General features: G+C 62.3%; 17 protein-coding genes. All 17 read left to right on the forward strand.

Translation table 11 applies throughout. The features are described from left to right. Positions 1-2 precede the first annotated feature (2 nt). The 17 genes from IAI53_RS00155 (at position 3) to IAI53_RS00235 (ending at position 18,182) form a co-directional block, all read left to right on the forward strand. The gene (locus IAI53_RS00155; protein WP_187716160.1) at positions 3-824 is read left to right on the forward strand and encodes a symmetrical bis(5'-nucleosyl)-tetraphosphatase; all 822 of its coding nucleotides are present in this window, start codon (positions 3-5) and stop codon (positions 822-824) included. Between the two features lie 31 nt (positions 825-855). Then, positions 856-1,968: a glycosyltransferase family 4 protein gene (locus IAI53_RS18715; RefSeq protein WP_349771869.1), complete on the forward strand. Its 1,113-nt coding sequence runs from the start codon at positions 856-858 to the stop codon at positions 1,966-1,968. Then, positions 1,965-3,062, forward strand: coding sequence for a glycosyltransferase family 2 protein (locus IAI53_RS00165; protein ID WP_187716162.1), 1,098 nt, complete (start codon positions 1,965-1,967; stop codon positions 3,060-3,062). The genes IAI53_RS18715 and IAI53_RS00165 overlap by 4 nt, the downstream gene beginning before the upstream one ends. A 107-nt stretch (positions 3,063-3,169) precedes the next feature. Then, the gene (gene gspE, locus IAI53_RS00170) at positions 3,170-4,903 is read left to right on the forward strand and encodes a type II secretion system ATPase GspE (protein ID WP_187716163.1); all 1,734 of its coding nucleotides are present in this window, start codon (positions 3,170-3,172) and stop codon (positions 4,901-4,903) included. Next, positions 4,896-6,143, forward strand: a complete 1,248-nt coding sequence (locus IAI53_RS00175) for a type II secretion system F family protein (RefSeq protein ID WP_187716164.1) — start codon at positions 4,896-4,898, stop codon at positions 6,141-6,143. Before gspE ends, IAI53_RS00175 begins: the two co-directional genes overlap by 8 nt. A gap of 137 nt (positions 6,144-6,280) precedes the next feature. Continuing rightward, positions 6,281-6,718 carry a type II secretion system major pseudopilin GspG gene (gene gspG, locus IAI53_RS00180; protein WP_187716165.1) on the forward strand — a complete coding sequence of 146 codons (438 nt, stop codon included), beginning with the start codon at positions 6,281-6,283 and terminating at the stop codon, positions 6,716-6,718. A gap of 41 nt (positions 6,719-6,759) precedes the next feature. Then, positions 6,760-7,194 (forward strand): GspH/FimT family pseudopilin, encoded by a 435-nt coding sequence (locus IAI53_RS00185; protein WP_187716166.1) that lies wholly within the window; start codon positions 6,760-6,762, stop codon positions 7,192-7,194. Beyond that, a complete protein-coding gene (locus IAI53_RS00190) occupies positions 7,191-7,595 on the forward strand; it encodes a type IV pilus modification PilV family protein (RefSeq protein ID WP_187716167.1) in 405 nt (134 codons plus the stop codon). Before IAI53_RS00185 ends, IAI53_RS00190 begins: the two co-directional genes overlap by 4 nt. Continuing rightward, positions 7,592-8,272: a prepilin-type N-terminal cleavage/methylation domain-containing protein gene (locus IAI53_RS00195; protein WP_187716168.1), complete on the forward strand. Its 681-nt coding sequence runs from the start codon at positions 7,592-7,594 to the stop codon at positions 8,270-8,272. Before IAI53_RS00190 ends, IAI53_RS00195 begins: the two co-directional genes overlap by 4 nt. Beyond that, entirely contained in the window at positions 8,269-9,198 is a 930-nt protein-coding gene (locus tag IAI53_RS00200) for a type II secretion system minor pseudopilin (protein ID WP_187716169.1), read from the forward strand. Before IAI53_RS00195 ends, IAI53_RS00200 begins: the two co-directional genes overlap by 4 nt. Before the next feature lie 4 nt (positions 9,199-9,202). Then, on the forward strand, positions 9,203-10,261 hold the full coding sequence (locus IAI53_RS00205; RefSeq protein WP_187716170.1) for a PilN domain-containing protein: 1,059 nt from the start codon (positions 9,203-9,205) through the stop codon (positions 10,259-10,261). Next, positions 10,258-10,809, forward strand: coding sequence for a type II secretion system protein GspM (gspM, locus tag IAI53_RS00210; protein WP_187716171.1), 552 nt, complete (start codon positions 10,258-10,260; stop codon positions 10,807-10,809). The genes IAI53_RS00205 and gspM overlap by 4 nt, the downstream gene beginning before the upstream one ends. Before the next feature lie 733 nt (positions 10,810-11,542). Next, positions 11,543-13,756, forward strand: coding sequence for a type II secretion system secretin GspD (gspD, locus tag IAI53_RS00215; protein WP_222948125.1), 2,214 nt, complete (start codon positions 11,543-11,545; stop codon positions 13,754-13,756). A 70-nt stretch (positions 13,757-13,826) separates the two neighbouring features. Next, positions 13,827-14,348 (forward strand): hypothetical protein, encoded by a 522-nt coding sequence (locus IAI53_RS00220; protein ID WP_187716173.1) that lies wholly within the window; start codon positions 13,827-13,829, stop codon positions 14,346-14,348. 161 nt (positions 14,349-14,509) lie between these two features. Continuing rightward, positions 14,510-16,078, forward strand: coding sequence for a hypothetical protein (locus tag IAI53_RS00225; protein WP_187716174.1), 1,569 nt, complete (start codon positions 14,510-14,512; stop codon positions 16,076-16,078). 133 nt (positions 16,079-16,211) lie between these two features. After that, the gene (locus tag IAI53_RS00230; protein ID WP_187716175.1) at positions 16,212-17,207 is read left to right on the forward strand and encodes an InlB B-repeat-containing protein; all 996 of its coding nucleotides are present in this window, start codon (positions 16,212-16,214) and stop codon (positions 17,205-17,207) included. 78 nt (positions 17,208-17,285) lie between these two features. Continuing rightward, positions 17,286-18,182, forward strand: a complete 897-nt coding sequence (locus tag IAI53_RS00235; protein WP_187716176.1) for a peptidylprolyl isomerase — start codon at positions 17,286-17,288, stop codon at positions 18,180-18,182. Positions 18,183-18,263: the final 81 nt, after the last annotated feature.

The raw sequence follows: 18,263 nt of genomic DNA on the forward strand, positions 1-18,263 counted from the left end.
TCTTGGCGACCTATGCGATAGGCGACGTTCAGGGCTGCTACAGAGAATTTCGCGACCTGCTTGACAAGATCCAGTTTGATCCGGCGCGTGATCGCCTGTGGTTGGTCGGCGACTTGGTGAATAGGGGGCCTGCGTCGCTGGAGACCCTTCGTTTCGTTCGCAGCCTCGGTGAATCTGCGATCACCGTGCTGGGTAATCACGATCTGTATCTGCTCAAGCTGGCGTACTCCGGCGCAGCGGGTCGCAAGCGAGCCGATACCCTGCAGCAGGTGCTCGAAGCGAAGGATCGTGACGATCTGGTCGACTGGTTGCGGAAACGCCCCCTGATGCATCTGGAGGACGGGTTTGCAATGGTTCATGCCGGCCTGTTGCCTGGGTGGTCCGTGACGCAGGCCCGCGTGCTCGCCGAAGAGGTGGAGAACTTGCTTGCGGGGCCCGATTGGGGACGGCTGATGGACCATCTATGGGGTAATCAGCCACGTGCCTGGGATTCATCCCTGAAGGGATGGGACCGTATCCGGGTGATTGTCAACGCAATGACCCGAATGCGTTTCTGTTCGCGGGACGGCCAGATGGAGTTCGACACCAAGGGTGTGCCGGAGAAGGCGCCTTTCGGTCACATTCCGTGGTTTGCGCACCCCGCGCGCGCCAGCACCGACACAACTATCGTCTTTGGTCATTGGTCTGCCCTGGGGCTCAAGATTACGGACAACCTGATGGCACTCGATACAGGCTGCATTTGGGGCGAGAAGCTCACGGCCATCTGCCTGGAGACACGAGAGCCGGTGCAAATTCAGGCGGGGAAGGGTCTTGTCCAGAGGTAGAGCGGGCGATGCTTCCAGAAAGCCTGCGCTAGTGGTGATCTCCAGCCAGGCTCTATCGCTGTGGAACTTTCGTGGGCCGCTGATCCGTGCGTGGGTCGCGGCCGGTTGGCGCGTCGTGGCGCTTGCGCCGGATTACGACGATGCTGGCCGCGCACGGGTTGCATCGCTTGGTGCAGAACCGCTCGACTACAGTCTAGGTCGCGCCGGCCTTCATCCTCTGCGCGATGTGCTCGACATCGCGCGCCTGGTCGGGCTCTTGCTGCGCCTGCGTCCGGCCTGCAGCTTTGCTTACTTCGTTAAGCCCGTGATCTATGGTGGTATCGCTGCACGGTTGGCGGGCATCCCGCGTCGCTACGCGATGGTGGAGGGTGCTGGATACGTGTTCTCCGATCCGCCGCAGGGGCCCGCGCTACGTCGTCGCTTCCTCAGGTGGGCCGTCGTGGCACTCTATCGGCTGGGTCTGGCAGGCGTGCGCAAGGTCCTGTTTCTCAACCGTGACGATGAAGAAATGTTCCGCATGTTGCGCCTGGTCTCGCCCGATCAGACAGAGTGTGTTGGCGCAATCGGGGTCGATCTCGATCACTTTGCCCCTGCATCATCCGTAGTCGAGCCGCTCGTATTTATCCTGGCGGCGCGTCTGCTGGTGGAGAAGGGGGTGCGCGAGTATGTTGAGGCCGCGCGGCTGGTAAGGCGGTTGCGGCCTGAGGTGCGCTTCATCCTGCTGGGCAGCCCCGACCAGAATCCAGGTTCCGTATCTCACTCGGAGCTCCTGGAATGGTCATCCGAGGGCGTCGTCGAATGGCAGGCCCACGTTGATGACGTTCGGCCTTGGCTCGCACGGGCGAGCGTCTATGTCCTGCCAACCTGGTATCGTGAAGGGGTTCCCCGCGGTATTCAGGAGGCTATGGCCATGGGGCGTCCGGTCATCACCACTGATATGCCCGGATGCAGAGATGCCGTAGTTGACGGTGAAACCGGGCTCCTTGTCCCTCCGCGCGATTCGAGAGCGCTGGCCGACTGCATGCTTCGGTTCGTCGATGCCCCCGGGTTGGTCTGCCGCATGGGGCAGGCTGCGCGAAAGTTTGCGGAGCAGGCCTTCGACGTACACGCAGCCAACGATCGTATCCTACGGGCCATGAGATGAGCGTTCTCGACCCTGTCCCGGTGCTCCACATCCTTCTCGCGACCTATCGAGGGGCGCGCTTCCTTCCTGCTCAGCTAGACAGCCTGATTGAGCAACGAGACCGAGAGTGGCGTCTACTGGTGAGCGATGACGGCAGTGATGACGACACACTGTCCATCTTGCGCGGCTACGCTGCTCGTGACCCGCGCATCGTCATGGTTGAGCGTTCGCCAGCCACGCTTGGTGCAACCCGAAATTTCGCCTTGCTACTTCAGCACTTCCTGTCGACGGACGGTCAGTGGTTTGCGCTCTGTGATCAGGACGACGTCTGGCTTCCGCACAAGGTTGAGCGCCTGCGGCGCGCGCTGCGGGATCATGTGAATGCAACTGAACCCTGTCTGGCATATTCGGACTTGGCCTGGATCGACGAGAGGGGGCGGTTGCTGTCCGCATCGCATTTCTCAGGTGCAGGCTTGCGTCACCCAGCGCAGGCTGCAACTGTTTCTGCGCTGCTGCACAATCTTGTTCCAGGCTGCGCGATGGCGGGCAATCGCGCTCTGGCCGAGCGAGCACTTCCTCTCCCAACATCCGTTGCTCATCATGATTGGTGGCTGCTCGCCCTTGCTGCCGCGGGTGGAGAGGTCGTCCCAGTCAGTGAAGTGCTGGTTCACTATCGCCAGCATGGGAACAATCAGGTAGGGGCGTCCGGAGCGCTTCGTCGTATCGCGCGTCTGCTCACACGTCCTGCTTACCTCCTCGCACATGCGAAGACGCAGTATTGGGGGGCTGTTGAGCAGGGTAGCGAACTGAGAACACGGCTCGGATTCGACCGGATCAAGCCAGCTTGGCGCGGTGCACTCACCGTGAGCGAACGCAGGCTCGCCGCGCACTCGCGCTGGCGCCGCGTTCACGCCATTCTCTCCGGTGCTGCGAAACGGCAGGGTTTGGCGCGAAGCATTTTCATGCTCATCGGTGCACTGCAGGAGCCGCCGCCGTCCACCGACCGCACCGGAGGCTGTACCCACGTTTCCGCTTGCACGGATATGGCCGACGAGTGGACGGCGCGACCATGCTCCGGTCAGGCCGACCGAGGCACAGATCAACCAGTAGGCTAGTCCGTGTGCTCGATGGCGTGCCAGGCCAAGGGCCACAACCACAGCTTCGGGCTTCGCGGTAAACTCCTATCCCTCCCGCGATCCCCGAATGATCGGGTTCGGAATTCATGACTTACTCTTCCTCCGCCACCCTTCAAGAAACAGTCTCTGTCGCGCGGCCGCGCATCGGCGAGATTCTTGTCCGCTCCAACAAGTTGGGAGCTCGCGATCTCGAGCAAGCGCTCGCGGCACAGGGCGAGATGGGCGGGCTGCTCGGGCGGGTGCTGGTACGGCTCGGCCTGGTCTCTGAAGCCGACGTCGCGCGGGCTCTGGTCGAGCAGCTCGGCGTGCTACTTGTTACATCTGCCGACTTCCCAGACATGCCGGTTGAGGCGCCTGGCCTTACGCCGGACTACCTGCTTGCGCACGGCGTTCTGCCGCTTGAAGTGAGCGAGGAAAAGCTGATCGTTGCGCTGACTGAGCCGCAGGATGCATTCCTGCTCAAGGCACTTCGCCTGGCGTCGGGGCGCGCAATCGAAGCCCGTCTGGCGCTCGAAAGTGAGTTGCAGGGCGCTCTAGAGCGCCTCTATTCCGAGCCGGAGGAGAGCGAGGAGGATGAGGGTATGTTGGCGGGGTCGCTCGGAGGGGGGAGCGATTTCGTAGAGCACCTGAAGGATCTCGCCTCCGAGGCGCCGGTGATCCGTCTGGTCAATCAGATCATTTCGCGAGTCATCGATCTGCGCGCCTCCGACATCCATATTGAGCCCTATGAAGACGGTCTGCACATCCGTTACCGTGTGGATGGCGTACTGCACAAGGCCGAAGTAGCGGATGCCGCGCTTGCCGCAGCGGTAACCTCTCGCATCAAGCTGCTTGCCCATCTGAACATTGCCGAGCGCCGACTTCCGCAGGACGGACGTATTCGCAACCGTGTCAAGGGGCACGAACTGGACCTGCGGGTATCCACCTTGCCCACCGTGCACGGCGAAAGTGTCGTCATGCGCGTGCTGGATCGGGCCAGCATTCGGCTCGAACTCGAGGATATGGGCTTCTCCGCCGATACGCTCGCACGCTTCCGCGAACTCATCGAGCGGCCGCACGGCATCCTGCTGGTCACAGGTCCCACTGGTTCCGGCAAGACCACTACCCTGTACGCGGCTCTCGCCAAGCTCGATGCCGAGGCGCTCAAGATCATCACCGTTGAGGATCCTGTCGAGTACCAGCTCGGCGGTGTGAATCAAGTTCAGGTGCATGCCCAGATCGGGATGACCTTCGCCCACGCGCTGCGTTCCATCCTCAGGCAAGACCCGGACGTGATCATGATCGGCGAGATGCGCGACACCGAAACCGCGCAGATCGCCGTCCAGTCCTCGCTCACCGGTCACCTCGTGCTGTCTACCCTGCACACCAATACGGCGGCAGGTGCCATCACCCGGCTCGAAGACATGGGCGTCGAACGCTATTTGATCACCTCAACCGTCAACGGCGTGCTCTCCCAGCGCCTGCTGAGAGTGCTATGCCCGCACTGCAAGGCACAGATCGAACTTCCGCCCGAGACCATGACCAAGACAGGACTGAACCGTTTCATGCCTGTCGGGCGCAACACCATACATACGGCTGTAGGCTGCTCCCAGTGCAAGCATACGGGTTACCTCGGACGGACATCGGTGCATGAACTTTTCGTCATGGACGAAGCGACCCATCAGGCCATCCTTGCCGGTGCGGACGCAACCACGCTACACAATGTTGCGCGTGGATCTGGCATGGTGACGCTGTACGAAGACGGTCTGCGCAAGGTCGCCGCGGGTACCACCTCTCTGGAGGAGTTGTTGCGCGTGACCCAGGACCAGAGCAATGGCTGAGTACGTCTACCGCGCTGCGGATGCGGCCGGCAGGGTGCTCGACGGAACGCTGGACGCCTCCGGTCGCGAAAGCGCATTGCGGCAATTACGCAGCAAAGGCCTCACGCCCGTTAGTCTCAAGGAGTCCGCTGGCGCCCGCCCCACCCCCTCAGTCGAAAGTGCAGGTACTTCCACTGGAGCGAGAGGCTGGCGTTTCGCTAGCCACGAGCCCGATCGGACCGACGTGCATAACTTGACATCGGAACTCGCCGTGATGTTGCGGGCGGGCTTGCCGCTTGATCGTGCCCTTCGTATTCTGATCGATATGACCGAAAAGCCGTCGATGGTCAGCCTCCTGCAGGACCTACTCAAGTCGGTCAAAGGCGGGAAGGGACTGTCGCAGGCGCTTCAGCAGCATCACGGTTTGTTTGGCGATTTCTATATCAGCATGCTGCGTTCTGGCGAAGCGGGTGGAAATCTAGGTGAAGTGCTTGGCAGACTCGCAGAGCACCTCGAGCGGGTAAAGGCCTTGCGCGAATCGGTCATCTCTGCGCTGATCTATCCCGCCATCCTGATCGTTGTGGCATGCATCTCCGTAGTCCTTATGTTGGGCTTCGTAGTGCCGCAGTTCGAGACGCTCTTCGAGGACATGGGCGAGGCGCTGCCCCTGCCAACACGTCTTATCGTCGCTTTGGGCGAGGTTGTCGCTGCTTGGGGGTGGTTGATTGCCATCGGTGCGGGAGCTGCCGCGTGGCTGGGACGTCGCTGGTTGGCAACGCAGCGGGGGCGGCTGTGGCTGGATCGGGCGCTGCTGCGTGTACCCGTCCTTGGTGAGCTGGTTCGTAAGTACGAACTGACTCGCTTTGCGCGCAGCATGGGGACATTGCTTGGCAGCGGAGTGCCAATCGTCGGCGCGCTTCAAATTGCTGGCGACACGATCGGAAATCTGGTTCTCCGCAACGCCATGTCGAGTGTGCCGGCAGCCATCAAGCAGGGTGGGCGGCTCGCCGACGCCTTGCACCTTACCGGTTTGTTCAGTCCATTGGCACTGAACATGGTTCGTCTGGGAGAGGAGACTGGTAGGCTAGATGCGATGCTGCTGGAACTCTCCAGAGTGCACGATGCCGACGTCCAGGCGGGCGTCAAGCGCCTCCTGACCATGCTGGAGCCATTGCTCATACTGGTTCTCGGTGCCGTCATTGCAGCGATCATTGTGTCGATACTGATGGGTATCCTCTCGGTCAATGACTTGGCACTATAAGCTGCAGCACGAATGGGAACTCGTCCGACTGCGGGAGTTCTCCAAATGAAACGAAAGGATGCATGCGCTGCTGTCCGGCAGCCGGCTGCCTTACAATTGCGAACCGCTTCGCCGCGTGGCGTTTTTTTGGAAGTGCAATGAACCAAGTCTCCCTCCCCCGCCGTCCATCGCTTGGCTTCACCTTGGTGGAGATTCTGGTCGTCCTGGCCATCCTCGGCCTACTGGCCGGTTTGGTCGGGCCGCGCGTACTCAGCCAACTCGGTGGTGCAAAGAGCAAGACCGCCGCGGTGCAGATTAAGGACCTTGAGCAAGCTGCAGAGCTCTTCAAACTCGACATTGGCCGTTTCCCGACCCGTGAGGAGGGCCTGGAGGCTCTCGTGACGCGTCCTGCTAGTGCGCCCGCAGGATGGAATGGTCCGTACTTGCGCAAAGGCGGCGTGCCGTCCGACCCTTGGGGTAACCCGTACCGCTACGATGTGCCTGGGCGAAACGGCGACATCGATATCTATTCCTACGGTGCGGACAACGCCGTGGGTGGCGAAGGCGAGAACGCTGATATCGGCAACTGGCTGTGAGTCTTGGTGCTCCTGCTCACTGGTCGCCCACTCGGGATCCAATGCGTGGGTTTACTCTGCTCGAGTTGATGGTGGCGCTGGCTATCGCGGCGCTGTTGGTGGTCAGCATGCCGTTTGCAGTCGTCAAGGCGTACGATTCGATGCAATACCGGGCTGCTGTACGCAACGTCCTGACGGGACTCAAATACGCCCGTCTTGAAGCAATGAGGCTTGGGCGCGATGTGGCGTTCCAGGTTGAACTCGAAAGCCGCGAATATGGCGTTGAGGGCAGGCTGGAGCGCTATCCGGAGCAGGTCGAATTGCAGTTGTTGGTGGCCGATTCTGAAGGTGCTGCTACAAGCGCAGCAATCCGCTTCTATCCGGACGGTAGCTCTACAGGAGGGTTGATCGACATCCTGCGTCCGGGCGGCAGCGGTGTGCGCATCCAGGTGGACTGGCTGCTCGGTCGTATCTCACAGCGCACTCACGAAGGATGACGTTCAAGCGGACTTCGTCCAAGCGGGTGCGCGGCTTCTCCCTGCTGGAGGTGCTAGTCGCCTTTTCCATCATGGCGCTCTCGCTTGGTGTGCTGTACAACGCTGCTGGCGGCAGTGTGCGCGGCGCGCAGGCGACGGATCGCAGCAGTCGGGCGCTTATCCTCGCACAATCCCTTCTGGCGTTGCACGCCAGTGTGCCCCGCGAGGGGCTTCATGCCCAGGGCTCGACCGTAGATGGCGAGTTCGACTGGCGCCTGAGCAGCGAGCCCTACCCTCTTGCGCTTGATCCGCTCCCGCCTGTCGGTTTGCAGCAGATCGAAGCCCACGTCGAATGGTCCGAACGTGGCGAACGTCGACACGCGGTGCTTCTCACGCTGGTGCCCGAGCGACTCAGTCCATGAAACGGCTACACGCATCCGGTCACGGGCAAGGCGGCTTCACATTGGTGGAAGTCGTCGTTGCACTGACACTGCTCTCGCTCATCGTGCTCGGTTTGCTCGGTGCGCTGCGTAGCATCGGGCAGACTGGCGAGCGACTAGAGGCGCAGGCCTTGGTGAATGATGATCTGCGTCTCGTCAGTGCCTTGCTTCAGAGCTCCCTCGCGAGCGCCTCGTCCTCGCAACGCGTTGCGTTGGACGCCGAATCGCAGACAGTGTGGCTCCAGGGTGGGCCTCAATCTATCGAATGGTTGGGTGTGCTGCCCGCACGTCACGGTGTCGGGGGGGTGATGCATCTGCGCCTGCAACTCGAAGCAACAGGGGTGGACCATCACCGTCTCGTGCTCTACATGGCTGCCTATCGAGGGCCCGAAAAGGTGCCCGATTGGGAGGCATTCGAGCCCCGCGTGCTTCTGGACGGCGTCACATCCATGCGGGTGCATTACCTCGGTGTCCGTGAGGCGCAATGGACGCAGGAATGGCAGAACGAAACGGTACTTCCGGAAGTGCTTCACCTTGCGCTGTCGCTGCGAGGTCGTACCTGGCCACCGCTTGTCGTCAGGTTGCTCAATTCGACCGATCAGCCGCGTCCCGCGGCGGTCGTGACCGAACGCGTCCTGATCGGGTTGCCTGACGCATGATGGAAGCCTCGCTCTCAGTCCGCGTCACCAGTACCTCGCATGTCGGCTTTAGCCGGGATGTCCGCGGGGTCGCGCTGGTTGTCGTCATGTGGCTTGTCGCGGCGCTGGCCGTACTGGTCACCGCGCTTATCGCCGGTAACCGGGCGGATCTGCGTGGAGCGGTCAATCACCGGCTGTTCGTCGAGCATGCGGCCTTGGGCGATGCCGCAATACGCCGAGTTGCCGTGCAGCTCAAGTATGCGACCGAACGGCAGGTGCGCCCGTTTCGCGCCGACGTAAGCTTCGCAGGCCAGATTCTGACTGTCAGTGCGGTTCCCGCAGGTGGTTTCATCAATCTGAATGCCGCTCCGCTTGAGCTTCTCCATGCGCTCTTTGTTCATGCGGCTGGTCTACCCGACCAGCAAGCTACGGTTCTGGCCAGCCGGATCCTGGATTGGCGCGACCCGGACGATGCAGCGCTGCCGTCGGGTGCCGAGAACGACCAGTACGTTGCCGCGGGAACGCCCTTCCTTACCCGAGGAGGGGGCTTTGCAACGGTGGACGATCTCGTTCAGGTGCTCGGAGTGAGTCTTGACGTTCATGATAGAATCCGCAGTTTGGTTACCGTCCATGGTGCCATGTCCGGGGTCGATCCCAGGTATGCGCCGGCCGGAGTGCTCGCCGTGCTCGCCAAGGGGCGTCTCGACTTGGTCGATGGCATTCTTGCAGCGCGCCTGGCTGACGATCCCGTCATTGACACCACGGCGCTGGAGCAACAGTTTCTGGCATCAACCTCGGACAGTCTGTATCGAATGGAGGCGAGTCGAACAGTGGACGGAATGCGGCTGACGCGCGTGCTCTGGATAGATCTGGCAGCCCCTGGCGCGGGCGGTGTGCCGTGGCGCGAACTTGCGGTCGAGGCCGTGCGCGCAGGGGCGCAGGAGTAGCTGCATGGCTCGCGATGCTGGACAACTTTCACTGTTCGGACTGGATCTCGGCAAGGTCTGGCGAAATTATCGACAAGGCTGGCTTGAGGCCCTGGAGTGGCGGCCGCTTGCCTGGTTGGCGCCGAGCGAGGCGGTGCGTGTCCGAATGTCCGATGGCAGGCAGGTGGTGTGTTGCGGTGCATGGGAGCGGGAACTTCCCCCGAGCACCCATGTGGCTGGCTTGCACGCGCATGTGCTGGACGAGGACGCGATGCTGGTGCGGGATCTGGTGCTGCCCGACCTGGTCGCGGAAGACCTGGAAGCGGCAATTGAACTCGATGTTCTGTCCAGTACGCCGTTTCCCGCAGAGCAAACCGTCTGGGGGTGGCGAGCCAGTCGGCGGTCAGACGCCCGTCTTGACATCACCCTCGTGATTGCCGCCCGTCCGCACGTGACGCGGCAGTTGATTGCAGCCGGCTTCGATCCTGAGCGCCCCCCAGAGGTCTGGGCGATGCCGGGAGGGCAGGGAGCGGTGGTCATCCGAGGGTTCGGTGAGCCGCTGCGTCATCGGCGTGAAGTCCGCAAGCGCATGCAGATCATTGGTGCCATCCTGTTTTCGGTGCTGGCGCTGCTGGCGCTTGTCGCGGCGCCCTTCATGCTTGAGCGTGAGCGGGTGTTCGATGCCCAGGCGCAGTATGCGCGCCTGATGCAGGAGACCGCCGCGGTCGCTGAACAGCGCGAAGCGCTCGTGCACGCGGCTCAGCGCATTGCTGCGATGCATGGATCGCTGGCCGAGCGCCCTGACCTCGCTCGCCTGCTTGACACGCTTACCATCACGCTGCCCGATACCGCGTATCTGACCCGCCTCGAAGCGGCGGGAGACGTCATCCGTATTGGAGGGGTTGCCGCAAATGCGGCTGAGCTGATCGCGGCGCTTGGACGAACTCAAGGTATCGACGCCGTTCGCACGCCGGGTGCGATTACGCGTACCCCGGACGGGCGGGAGACCTTCGCTATCGAGTTCAACCTGGTGGCGCCCCCGGAAGCATCCGATGCCCAGGGTGTATCGGAGCGAGAGCGATGAGTCTGAGTCGGCGTGCCAAAGTCGCGCTGTCCGTAACGGCGCTGGGCGCGCTCGTCCTCATGTTGCCGGTGGTGGATCAGGTTTTGTTCCGCTATAACTGGGCGGCACAGGCCAGGGATGAGCTGGAGTTTCGCTACGCCCGGCTGCTGGGGCTGCGGGAGTCCGCGTCGCGCATTGAGTCGGCTCTGGCGCGGGCGCAGGGGTACCTGCAGCGCCATGCTTACCCCGTCGACTATCCGCTTGACAGGGTAGGCGCGGATCTGCAGCAGCGGGTGCGCGGGCTGGCTGCTGCGTCCGGTCTGAGCGTTAGCGGCAGTCAGATACTGCCCACTCAGCCTTCGGACGGCTTCGAGGTTGTTCCGCTTACGGTGACCTTGAACGCTTCGCCGGCTGCCCTGCGTGACTTGATCGTAGCCTTTGCAGCGCAGTCGCCTTCGATTCAGGTGGATGGGTACACCGTCACCGCTGTCCGTTCGCGTCGCGGCGCTCCGGATCCCGGCGAGGCGCGCGTCCAGCTTAGATTGAGCGCCATCCATTTGAAGCCATGATGCCGAAACCAGTACATCTGATCCTGCTGGTTGGTGCTGCGATGCTGGGCGGTGCCGCAACGATCTGGATAGCCGGCGACAAGCGCTGGACGCCACCTCCGCCGCGTCTTCCGGATGCGAGCCTATATCAGCTTCCGTCGTCTCCGGGCGCGCGCTTTGCACTGGCTCCGGAAGAGAGTCTCGCTGCGCGTCCCTTGTTCAGTGAGAGTCGTCGTCCTCCTGCCCCCGATGTCGCGGAAGGAGCTAGCAAAGATGAACCCGATCCCTTGCGAGACGTTAAGGTCCTGGGGCTTTTTGGTTCCGGCGCAGAAGGAGGGGGGGTTTTTCAGGTTGCGGGAAAAGTGATTCGTCTCCGGGTCGGCGAGAGTATCGGCCCGTGGGTGCTGCGCTCCGTAAGCGGTCTCAGGCTTGAGCTTTCCCGCAAGGAAGGTGGGCGGGCGACGCTCGAACTCAAGCACCAACCCCAGCCTGCGGGCCCGGTGGCGCCTCCGGCAGCCCCCGCTCGTGCTGTCGAGCCTCAGGCGGAGCCGAAGCCCGGCGTGGGTGCGGGGGGCGAAGCGAGCCCGTCTCCGCGGTCGCAGTCCGACGCCTTGCCCGTCGCGCGCTTGGATCCGGCAGTCGTGGAGGCTCCTTCGAATGGTGCAATCCGCGCCAGTCAAAGAAACTAGGTCGCATCGTGCGATATTGGGTAACGAGAATGAATGTCCGCTTACGAGCCTCGCTGTCTGTTTTCATGATCGCCATCATGCTCGGCGGCTGTGCCGCAACGCCCGAGCGTGCAGCAAGTACGTCACCTGAGCCAGCCCAGGAGCGGTATTCCGGGGAGCCTGGCGCTGATCAGACTGAGCGGGATGCGTTGCACGACGACGCGGAGGATTCGGCCGATGCGTCTGGCGGCCCGGACGAAAGTGGTCGCGCGCCTGTGCTTGTTCGTGGCACCGATCGCATGTTTGCCACTCCCCGTCCTACGCCTTCGGTGCGTTTGAGTGGTGGGAAGGTCTCGCTGCGTTTTGAGCAGGTGCCGGTTACGGACTTCGTCCATGCCGTGCTGGGCGACATCCTCAAGGTGCCCTATTCGATCAACCAGCCCCTAGGTGGCTCGATAACCCTGCACACGCTCAAGGATCTGCCGCGTGACCAGGTGTTTTCCGTCTTCGAGTCGGCGTTGCAGGCCAACGGGCTGCTCGTTGCACGAGATGCTGCCGGTGTCTATCACGTGGGGCGGCCCGAGACGCTGAGGGGTGTCGCGCCGGCGTTTTCGAGTACGTCCAGCCTTCCTGCAGGGCACAGCATGGTCATCGTTCCGCTCCAGTACGTCGGTGCGGTCGAGATGGCCGATATCCTCAAGCCCGTGGTGACTCCGGAGGCGCTCGTCCGGGTGGACAGCTTCCGCAATCTGCTCGTGCTGGCGGGAACCCGTACGCAGCTGGATGGCTGGCTGGAGATCGTCACAACGTTCGATATCGACATCCTGAAAGGCATGTCGCTTGGTCTGTTTCCCCTCCAATACACCTCCGTTGCTGAGGTTGAAGCAGGTCTCCGGGCTGTCCTCGCGGGTACCGGAGCAACATCCTCCGCGGCGGCGGGAGGCGGGCAGCGTGCGCAGGCCGAGGCGCAGGCGGGAGCAAAGGCCGGAGCACTGCAACTCCCCCCGCCGATAGCCGGGGTCATCAGGGTCGTAGCCATCGAGCGTCTCAATGCTTTGCTCGTCGTTACTCCCCGCGCCCATTACCTCGACATTGCGCGCGAGTGGATTGCCAAGCTCGATACGCCGCACAGCGGTGGCAGCGATCCGCAGCTTTACGTCTACCCTGTCCAGAACGGTACAGCCAAGCATTTGGCCTCCTTGCTTGCCGCCGTGCTTGGGGGAGAGTCACAGTCTTCCTCCGCCGCTCCGCAGCGAGCGCAGCGCGCCATCGCCCCTGCCTTGGGGGTTCAGGGGTTCGGCAATCAGATGGCTGCCGGCGCGAGCGCTGGCAGCGCGGCAGGTGCCGAGGGAGGGTTCACCCAGGCAACGCTCGACGAAGGCGGTGTGCGTGTCGTTGCAGATGAGCGCAACAACGCCCTGTTGCTGTACGCGCCGCCGTCCGAGTACCGCAAGATCGAGGCCGCCTTGAAGCGCCTCGACATTGCGCCGACCCAGGTGCTCATCGAAGCGAGCATTGTTGAAGTTACCCTGACAGACGACCTTCGGTACGGCCTGCAATGGTACTTCAACGACTCGCATGGATCGTGGTCGGGAACGGGCCAGCTGACCAGCGGCAGCAGCAGCGCCATTGGCCCGATCAACCCGGGCTTCTCATACTCCGTCGTTAACTCGGCAGGACAGGTCCGCGCGGTGCTGACTGCGCTGGCCGAGAAATCCCTCATCAACGTGATCTCGAGTCCCAGTGTTCTGGTGCAGGACAATCATACCGCCACCATCCAGGTGGGCGACCAGCAGCCGATCCGCTCGGCCACCTCCGTTACGGACGGCGGGGTGACGACGAGCTCCATACAATACAAGGATACGGGCGTTGCCCTGGCCGTAACGCCTTCGGTCAACGCGGGCGGTATGGTCTCAATGGATGTGCAGCAGGCGGTTACCGATGTAGGTCAGATCGACACTGCAACAGGGCAGCGGAGTTTCCTTCAGCGTGAGTTCTCGAGCAGGGTGGCGGTGCGCTCGGGTGAGACGGTCGTAATGGGCGGCCTGATTCGCGACAACTCCACGCGTGGCAAGCAGGGGGTGCCCCTGTTGCAGGACATTCCCGTGGTTGGCAGTCTCTTCTCTACCACCACCAATCGGGGCAACCGGACCGAGCTGCTGGTCATGATTACGCCGCGAGTCGTCCGGAACGAGAGTGACCTGCGCGCAGTCACCGACGAGATGCGTAACCGAGTGAGCGAGTCGCTGCGCAAGCTTGGTGGATGGCAGCCAGACGATCCTGCGCCGGACGCCCGCTGATCGCGCCAGGACGCCGCATACGCCCGGATCCAGTCCGTGAACTTTGCGCCCGCGGTGCGCTCGAAAGCTCATGGCCGTGTGGTGCGCGGCCTTCGCTGTTGTTTATTTGCAACTTACCTTGTTGATGGGAGAGAAATGGGTCATGCTGAAACTAGCGCTATGGTCTGAGCGTTCGGTGGTGTTGAGCTTGTTGCAGAGGTGTGTTCTAGGGCTTGCAGCGTGCGTTGTCGTAGCCGCATGTGCGACAACGAGCGTCCAGCAAACCGACGAAGAGCGCATCGCTGCCAGAGCTCAGCAACGTTGGGACGCCTTGGTCGATGGTGCAGCGGAACGGGCCTACGAGTTCGAAACCCCCGCGTACCGGGAAACGCACTCCTTAAAGCTCTTCCGCAGCCGTTTGGGGTCGGCTGTCAGCTTCATCGGCGCCGAAGTCAAGGAGGTGGTGGTTGATGGCGATGTTGCGGACGTTCGCATATTCATGGCCTACCATACCCTTGGGGCGGACGGTTCGTTGATACGTGTCGATCGCCCGGTTCGAGAGAGTTGGGTTCGCGCGGGTGGTGAATGGTGGCATAGTAGCAGTTCGCGTTGAATGGCACGGATCGGCGGGGGGTAAAGATGGTATTTGCAAATTTTGGAAATCGTGCTTAAATCCCCCCCGTCACTCGTTTGACTCGGTAAGGAGGGTCGGTTCAGGAGTAAGGCCGACTGTCGATTCCTTGAATCATTGTTTAGCAAGAGGACATTTACAACATGAGTGTGATTAAGAAGACTCTCTCGTCGGCTTTCCGGGTGAAACCCGTGGTAGCGGCCATCGCGGCTTCTGCTGCGCTGATGGCTCCGCACGCCCAGGCGGTCAACGTGTCGCAGAATGGGCTGGGTGAAGTGCTGCTGTTCCCGTACTACACGGTGAACAACGGCTTCGACACCAACATCAGCATTACCAACACCAGCGAAAACGCTGTTGTGTTCAAGATTCGCTTCCGCGAAGCCCACAACTCCCGTGACGCGCGCGACTTCAACGTTGTGCTGTCCCCGTACGACGTGTGGAACGCCACCGTCACCGAATCGCCCGACGGCACCGTTGCCCGTCTGGTGACCGGCGACACCTCTTGCACCGCGGGTGAACTGCTGCCGCTGAACGACGGCACCGGCCGTCGCTATGTCGACTTCACCAACTTCGACTACATCACCCAGACCGGTGTTGGCCCGAACGACGGTGGTCCGACCGATCTGTCCCGTACCAAGGAAGGCTACATCGAAGTGATCCAGATGGGTCACCAGGTGCCGACCAACCCGGGTGCTGCCTCGCCGGATCTGACCTTCGCTGCCGCTTCCGTGGGTCACAACTCCAAGCACGTTGATGGCGTGCCCCGTGATTGCAACGCCGTGCGCGCTGCTTTCTCGACCGCCAACATCGCTGCCACCCAGGCTGCCTTCTTCGAGCCGATCAATGTGCTGAAGGGCACTGCCTCGCTGGTCAAGGCCACCGAAGGCAAGGCGATCTCCTACGATCCGACCGTTCTGGCCAACTTCTACAACCCGGGCGCCGGTGCTCTTGATGGCGCTGGTATCGCGGGCCAGAACCTGGTCGTGATTCCGGAAAGCACCCAGCCGGGTCTGCATCAGGCGAACCCGCCGCTTGCTGAAGTCATCGACAACGTCGCTGGTACTCCGGTGATCGACGACTTCGCTGCCGGTCCGAACGCCGTGTCGGCAGTGCTGTCGCGCACCGCGGTGGTCAACCAGTTCTCGGTCAACCCGGTGAACAACGCCAAGACCGACTGGGTTGTGACCTTCCCGACCAAGTACTACTACGTCGATTCGCGCGAACCGACCGCTCCGGCCAGCAACGTGGGTGACGCTCGTGTGGCGGCTAACGCTCCGTTCGACGATGCCTCGACCTTCCAGTCGGTGCCGGTGGGTTGCTCGGATGTGCAGGTTGGCTTCCGCTTCTTCGACCGCGAAGAAGACGAGCGTGTGTCCGTCTCTGGTGTGGGCTTCTCCCCGGCTCCTCCGGGAGTTCCGGCTGACACCATCTGCTACGAGAGCCAGGTCATCACCTTCGCGAACAGCTCGGTGTTCGGCTCCCCGCTGCAGGCCAACGTTGCGGTCGATGCGGCCGGTTACAACAGCGGCTGGATGCGCCTCAACTTCACCAACGCGGGTGATCTGACCGGTAACACCGCTGGTGCAGTGTTCACGGGCCTGCCGGTGATCGGCTTTGCCGCCACCACGCTGGAGAACGGCATGAACGCCTCCGCCGTGCTGAACTACGGCATGGGCTGGAGCCACGGTTACGTGACCTCCATCGCGCCGTAAGCGTAGGCTGACGTAAGAGAAAGGAGGGGCTCTGCCCCTCCTTTTTTTTTACACTCTCGATCCGTGAAGGTGTCGCGTGATTTGCTAGAATTAAATCGGTTTCGTTTTTCGTTTTCGGTCAGAAGGTGATGTTATGTGGAATTCAATCAAGAACTCGCTCCTTGTAGCGTTGCTGTGCTCGCTTGGCGCCGCACATGCCCAAGTGCAGCTTGTGCTGACCGAAGGCGGCGTCGAGAAGACGTGTACCACGGTGGGGGATGTGGTGGTGTCCACCGGCCAGGTGCGCGCCCAGGTACAGGCCGGCTGCCTTGAAGTGCCAGATGGCGGCGGCGGAGTACCCGCGCAGTACGCGCTGTCGGTAACCGTCCAGGGAAGCGGCACGGTGACCAGCAATCCGGCGGGGATCAACTGCGGGGCGCAATGTTCCGGGAACTTCGACAGCGCGTCGAACGTGGTGCTGACCGCTGCGCCGGCGGCGGGGTGGAACTTTACAGCCTGGACGGGGTGCTCCTCGCAATCCGGCACCTCATGCACGGTGACGATGGCCAATAACCGCGCGGTGACGGCAACGTTTACCGCGCAATCCGGCGGCGGTGGCGGTGCCGATCCGCTGACGCCGGTGTGGAAGCCCAACGCAACGACCTACGTGTTCGACCGTGGTGCCTGGACCGAGCAGTTCGTGCCGCGTTGCGTGCCCGATCAGTACAACAACTGCCGTTATGGCGGCTCGCGCAGCCTGTACGACACTGTCAAGGTAGGCGAGGTTTGGTCGATGCGGGTGCCCTATGGAGTGGGTACCTTCTACGCGACGCATTCCTTCCAGATCGCGCGTTCCGAGACCGGCGAAAGCTTGAATAACTACGACATCTCGCTGAGCACCACGCCGGGGGACTTCGACTCGGTGACGGGGGGCTGCCGCAAGCTGAACTCGACCACACTTTCGGCATATGATCCGGCAACTGGGACACCGAGTTGGGGTTCGCACTGCCAGCTGGCGCCCAACACCCTGTATTATCTGAACGTCAGGCCGGCGGTCGGCACGGCGGGTGCTACCCGTTGCGGTGGAAGCTCTGCCGACGCCTGCCGTTTCCGTATCGTGCTGCCGAGCGGCTTCACGTACTCGAACTGATCCATCCCATCGTTGTGATTCTTTCGGGGGGCTTTCGGCCCCTCGATCTTTTTCTAGTGACAGGAGTGTTTTCGAACAATGCTGAAACGCCGTTTCATCGTTCTTCTGGCAGGCTTCGTTCCGCTGCTTTCTCACGCAATTGATGACAAGGTCGTGCTGGGCACGGCCCAGGATGTCAGCATCACCGCAGGCGACGTGCGCAGGGAGCTGTCGCTTGTGCCGGATGCGGTCATCAGGCGGGTGCTGACCGACCCCCAGCAGCATCTTGCGCTGATAGACGGCATGATCAGGCTGGAGCTGTATGCACGGGAGGCGGAGGCCCTGGGTGTGGCGGCCGATCCCAAGGTCCAGGCGCGGATCGAGAAGTCGCGCAAGCAGATCCTTGCAGAAGTGGTGCGCGAGCACGTTGCCCGCAGCACGGAGCCACCGGACTTCACCGAGCTCGCCCGCGAGGAGTACCTGCTTAGGAAGGCGGAGTTCGTCGTGCCGGAGCAGGTGCGTGCCAGGCATATCCTGCTGAGATTCGAAGGTGATGCACAGAAGGCGGAGGCCATCGAGAAGCTCAGGCAGATCGGGGAACGTGTCCGCCAGGGTGATTCTTTTGAGGCGTTGGCCATCGCGCATTCGCAAGATCCTGGCTCAGCGCCGGAGGGCGGGGATCTGGGCCTGTTCGGGCGTGGGAAGATGGTCGAGCCCTTCGAGCGTGCGGCCTTTGCCCTGCGGAGCCCTGGCGAGCTCAGCGACATCGTCGAGACCCGCTTCGGGCTTCATCTCATTCAGCTTGTCGAACGGGTTGAGCGCCGCGAGCGCGGGTTCGACGAAGTGAAGGGGCCGATCATCGCTCGCATCGACGCGGACTACCGGAAGAAGATTCTTGAGAGCTGGGATCGCGAGATGAGCGAGAAGGCTTCCAGTGACGTCGATCTTGAGATGCTCCGCAAGTTCTTCGCGCAGGAGCTCGAACGCCTGAAGTGACCACAAGGTCAACGCGCGCAGACGGTGCGTGGTATCTGGCTTAGTGAACCCCGGAGCGATGTGTCGTCCACATCGCTCCGT

Origin of the sequence: Thauera sedimentorum (genome assembly GCF_014489115.1) — a bacterium.
Classification (GTDB): domain Bacteria; phylum Pseudomonadota; class Gammaproteobacteria; order Burkholderiales; family Rhodocyclaceae; genus Pseudothauera; species Pseudothauera sedimentorum.

Coding starts and splice junctions, on each gene's coding strand:
- IAI53_RS00220 (WP_187716173.1), top strand. CDS start 13,827: ATGGCCGTGTGGTGCGCGGCCTTCGCTGTTGTTTATTTGCAACTTACC.
- IAI53_RS00200 (WP_187716169.1), top strand. CDS start 8,269: ATGATGGAAGCCTCGCTCTCAGTCCGCGTCACCAGTACCTCGCATGTC.
- IAI53_RS00205 (WP_187716170.1), top strand. CDS start 9,203: ATGGCTCGCGATGCTGGACAACTTTCACTGTTCGGACTGGATCTCGGC.
- gspG (WP_187716165.1), top strand. CDS start 6,281: ATGAACCAAGTCTCCCTCCCCCGCCGTCCATCGCTTGGCTTCACCTTG.
- IAI53_RS00185 (WP_187716166.1), top strand. CDS start 6,760: ATGCGTGGGTTTACTCTGCTCGAGTTGATGGTGGCGCTGGCTATCGCG.
- gspM (WP_187716171.1), top strand. CDS start 10,258: ATGAGTCTGAGTCGGCGTGCCAAAGTCGCGCTGTCCGTAACGGCGCTG.
- gspE (WP_187716163.1), top strand. CDS start 3,170: ATGACTTACTCTTCCTCCGCCACCCTTCAAGAAACAGTCTCTGTCGCG.
- IAI53_RS00195 (WP_187716168.1), top strand. CDS start 7,592: ATGAAACGGCTACACGCATCCGGTCACGGGCAAGGCGGCTTCACATTG.
- IAI53_RS00165 (WP_187716162.1), top strand. CDS start 1,965: ATGAGCGTTCTCGACCCTGTCCCGGTGCTCCACATCCTTCTCGCGACC.
- gspD (WP_222948125.1), top strand. CDS start 11,543: ATGATCGCCATCATGCTCGGCGGCTGTGCCGCAACGCCCGAGCGTGCA.
- IAI53_RS00230 (WP_187716175.1), top strand. CDS start 16,212: ATGTGGAATTCAATCAAGAACTCGCTCCTTGTAGCGTTGCTGTGCTCG.
- IAI53_RS00235 (WP_187716176.1), top strand. CDS start 17,286: ATGCTGAAACGCCGTTTCATCGTTCTTCTGGCAGGCTTCGTTCCGCTG.
- IAI53_RS00190 (WP_187716167.1), top strand. CDS start 7,191: ATGACGTTCAAGCGGACTTCGTCCAAGCGGGTGCGCGGCTTCTCCCTG.
- IAI53_RS00175 (WP_187716164.1), top strand. CDS start 4,896: ATGGCTGAGTACGTCTACCGCGCTGCGGATGCGGCCGGCAGGGTGCTC.
- IAI53_RS00225 (WP_187716174.1), top strand. CDS start 14,510: ATGAGTGTGATTAAGAAGACTCTCTCGTCGGCTTTCCGGGTGAAACCC.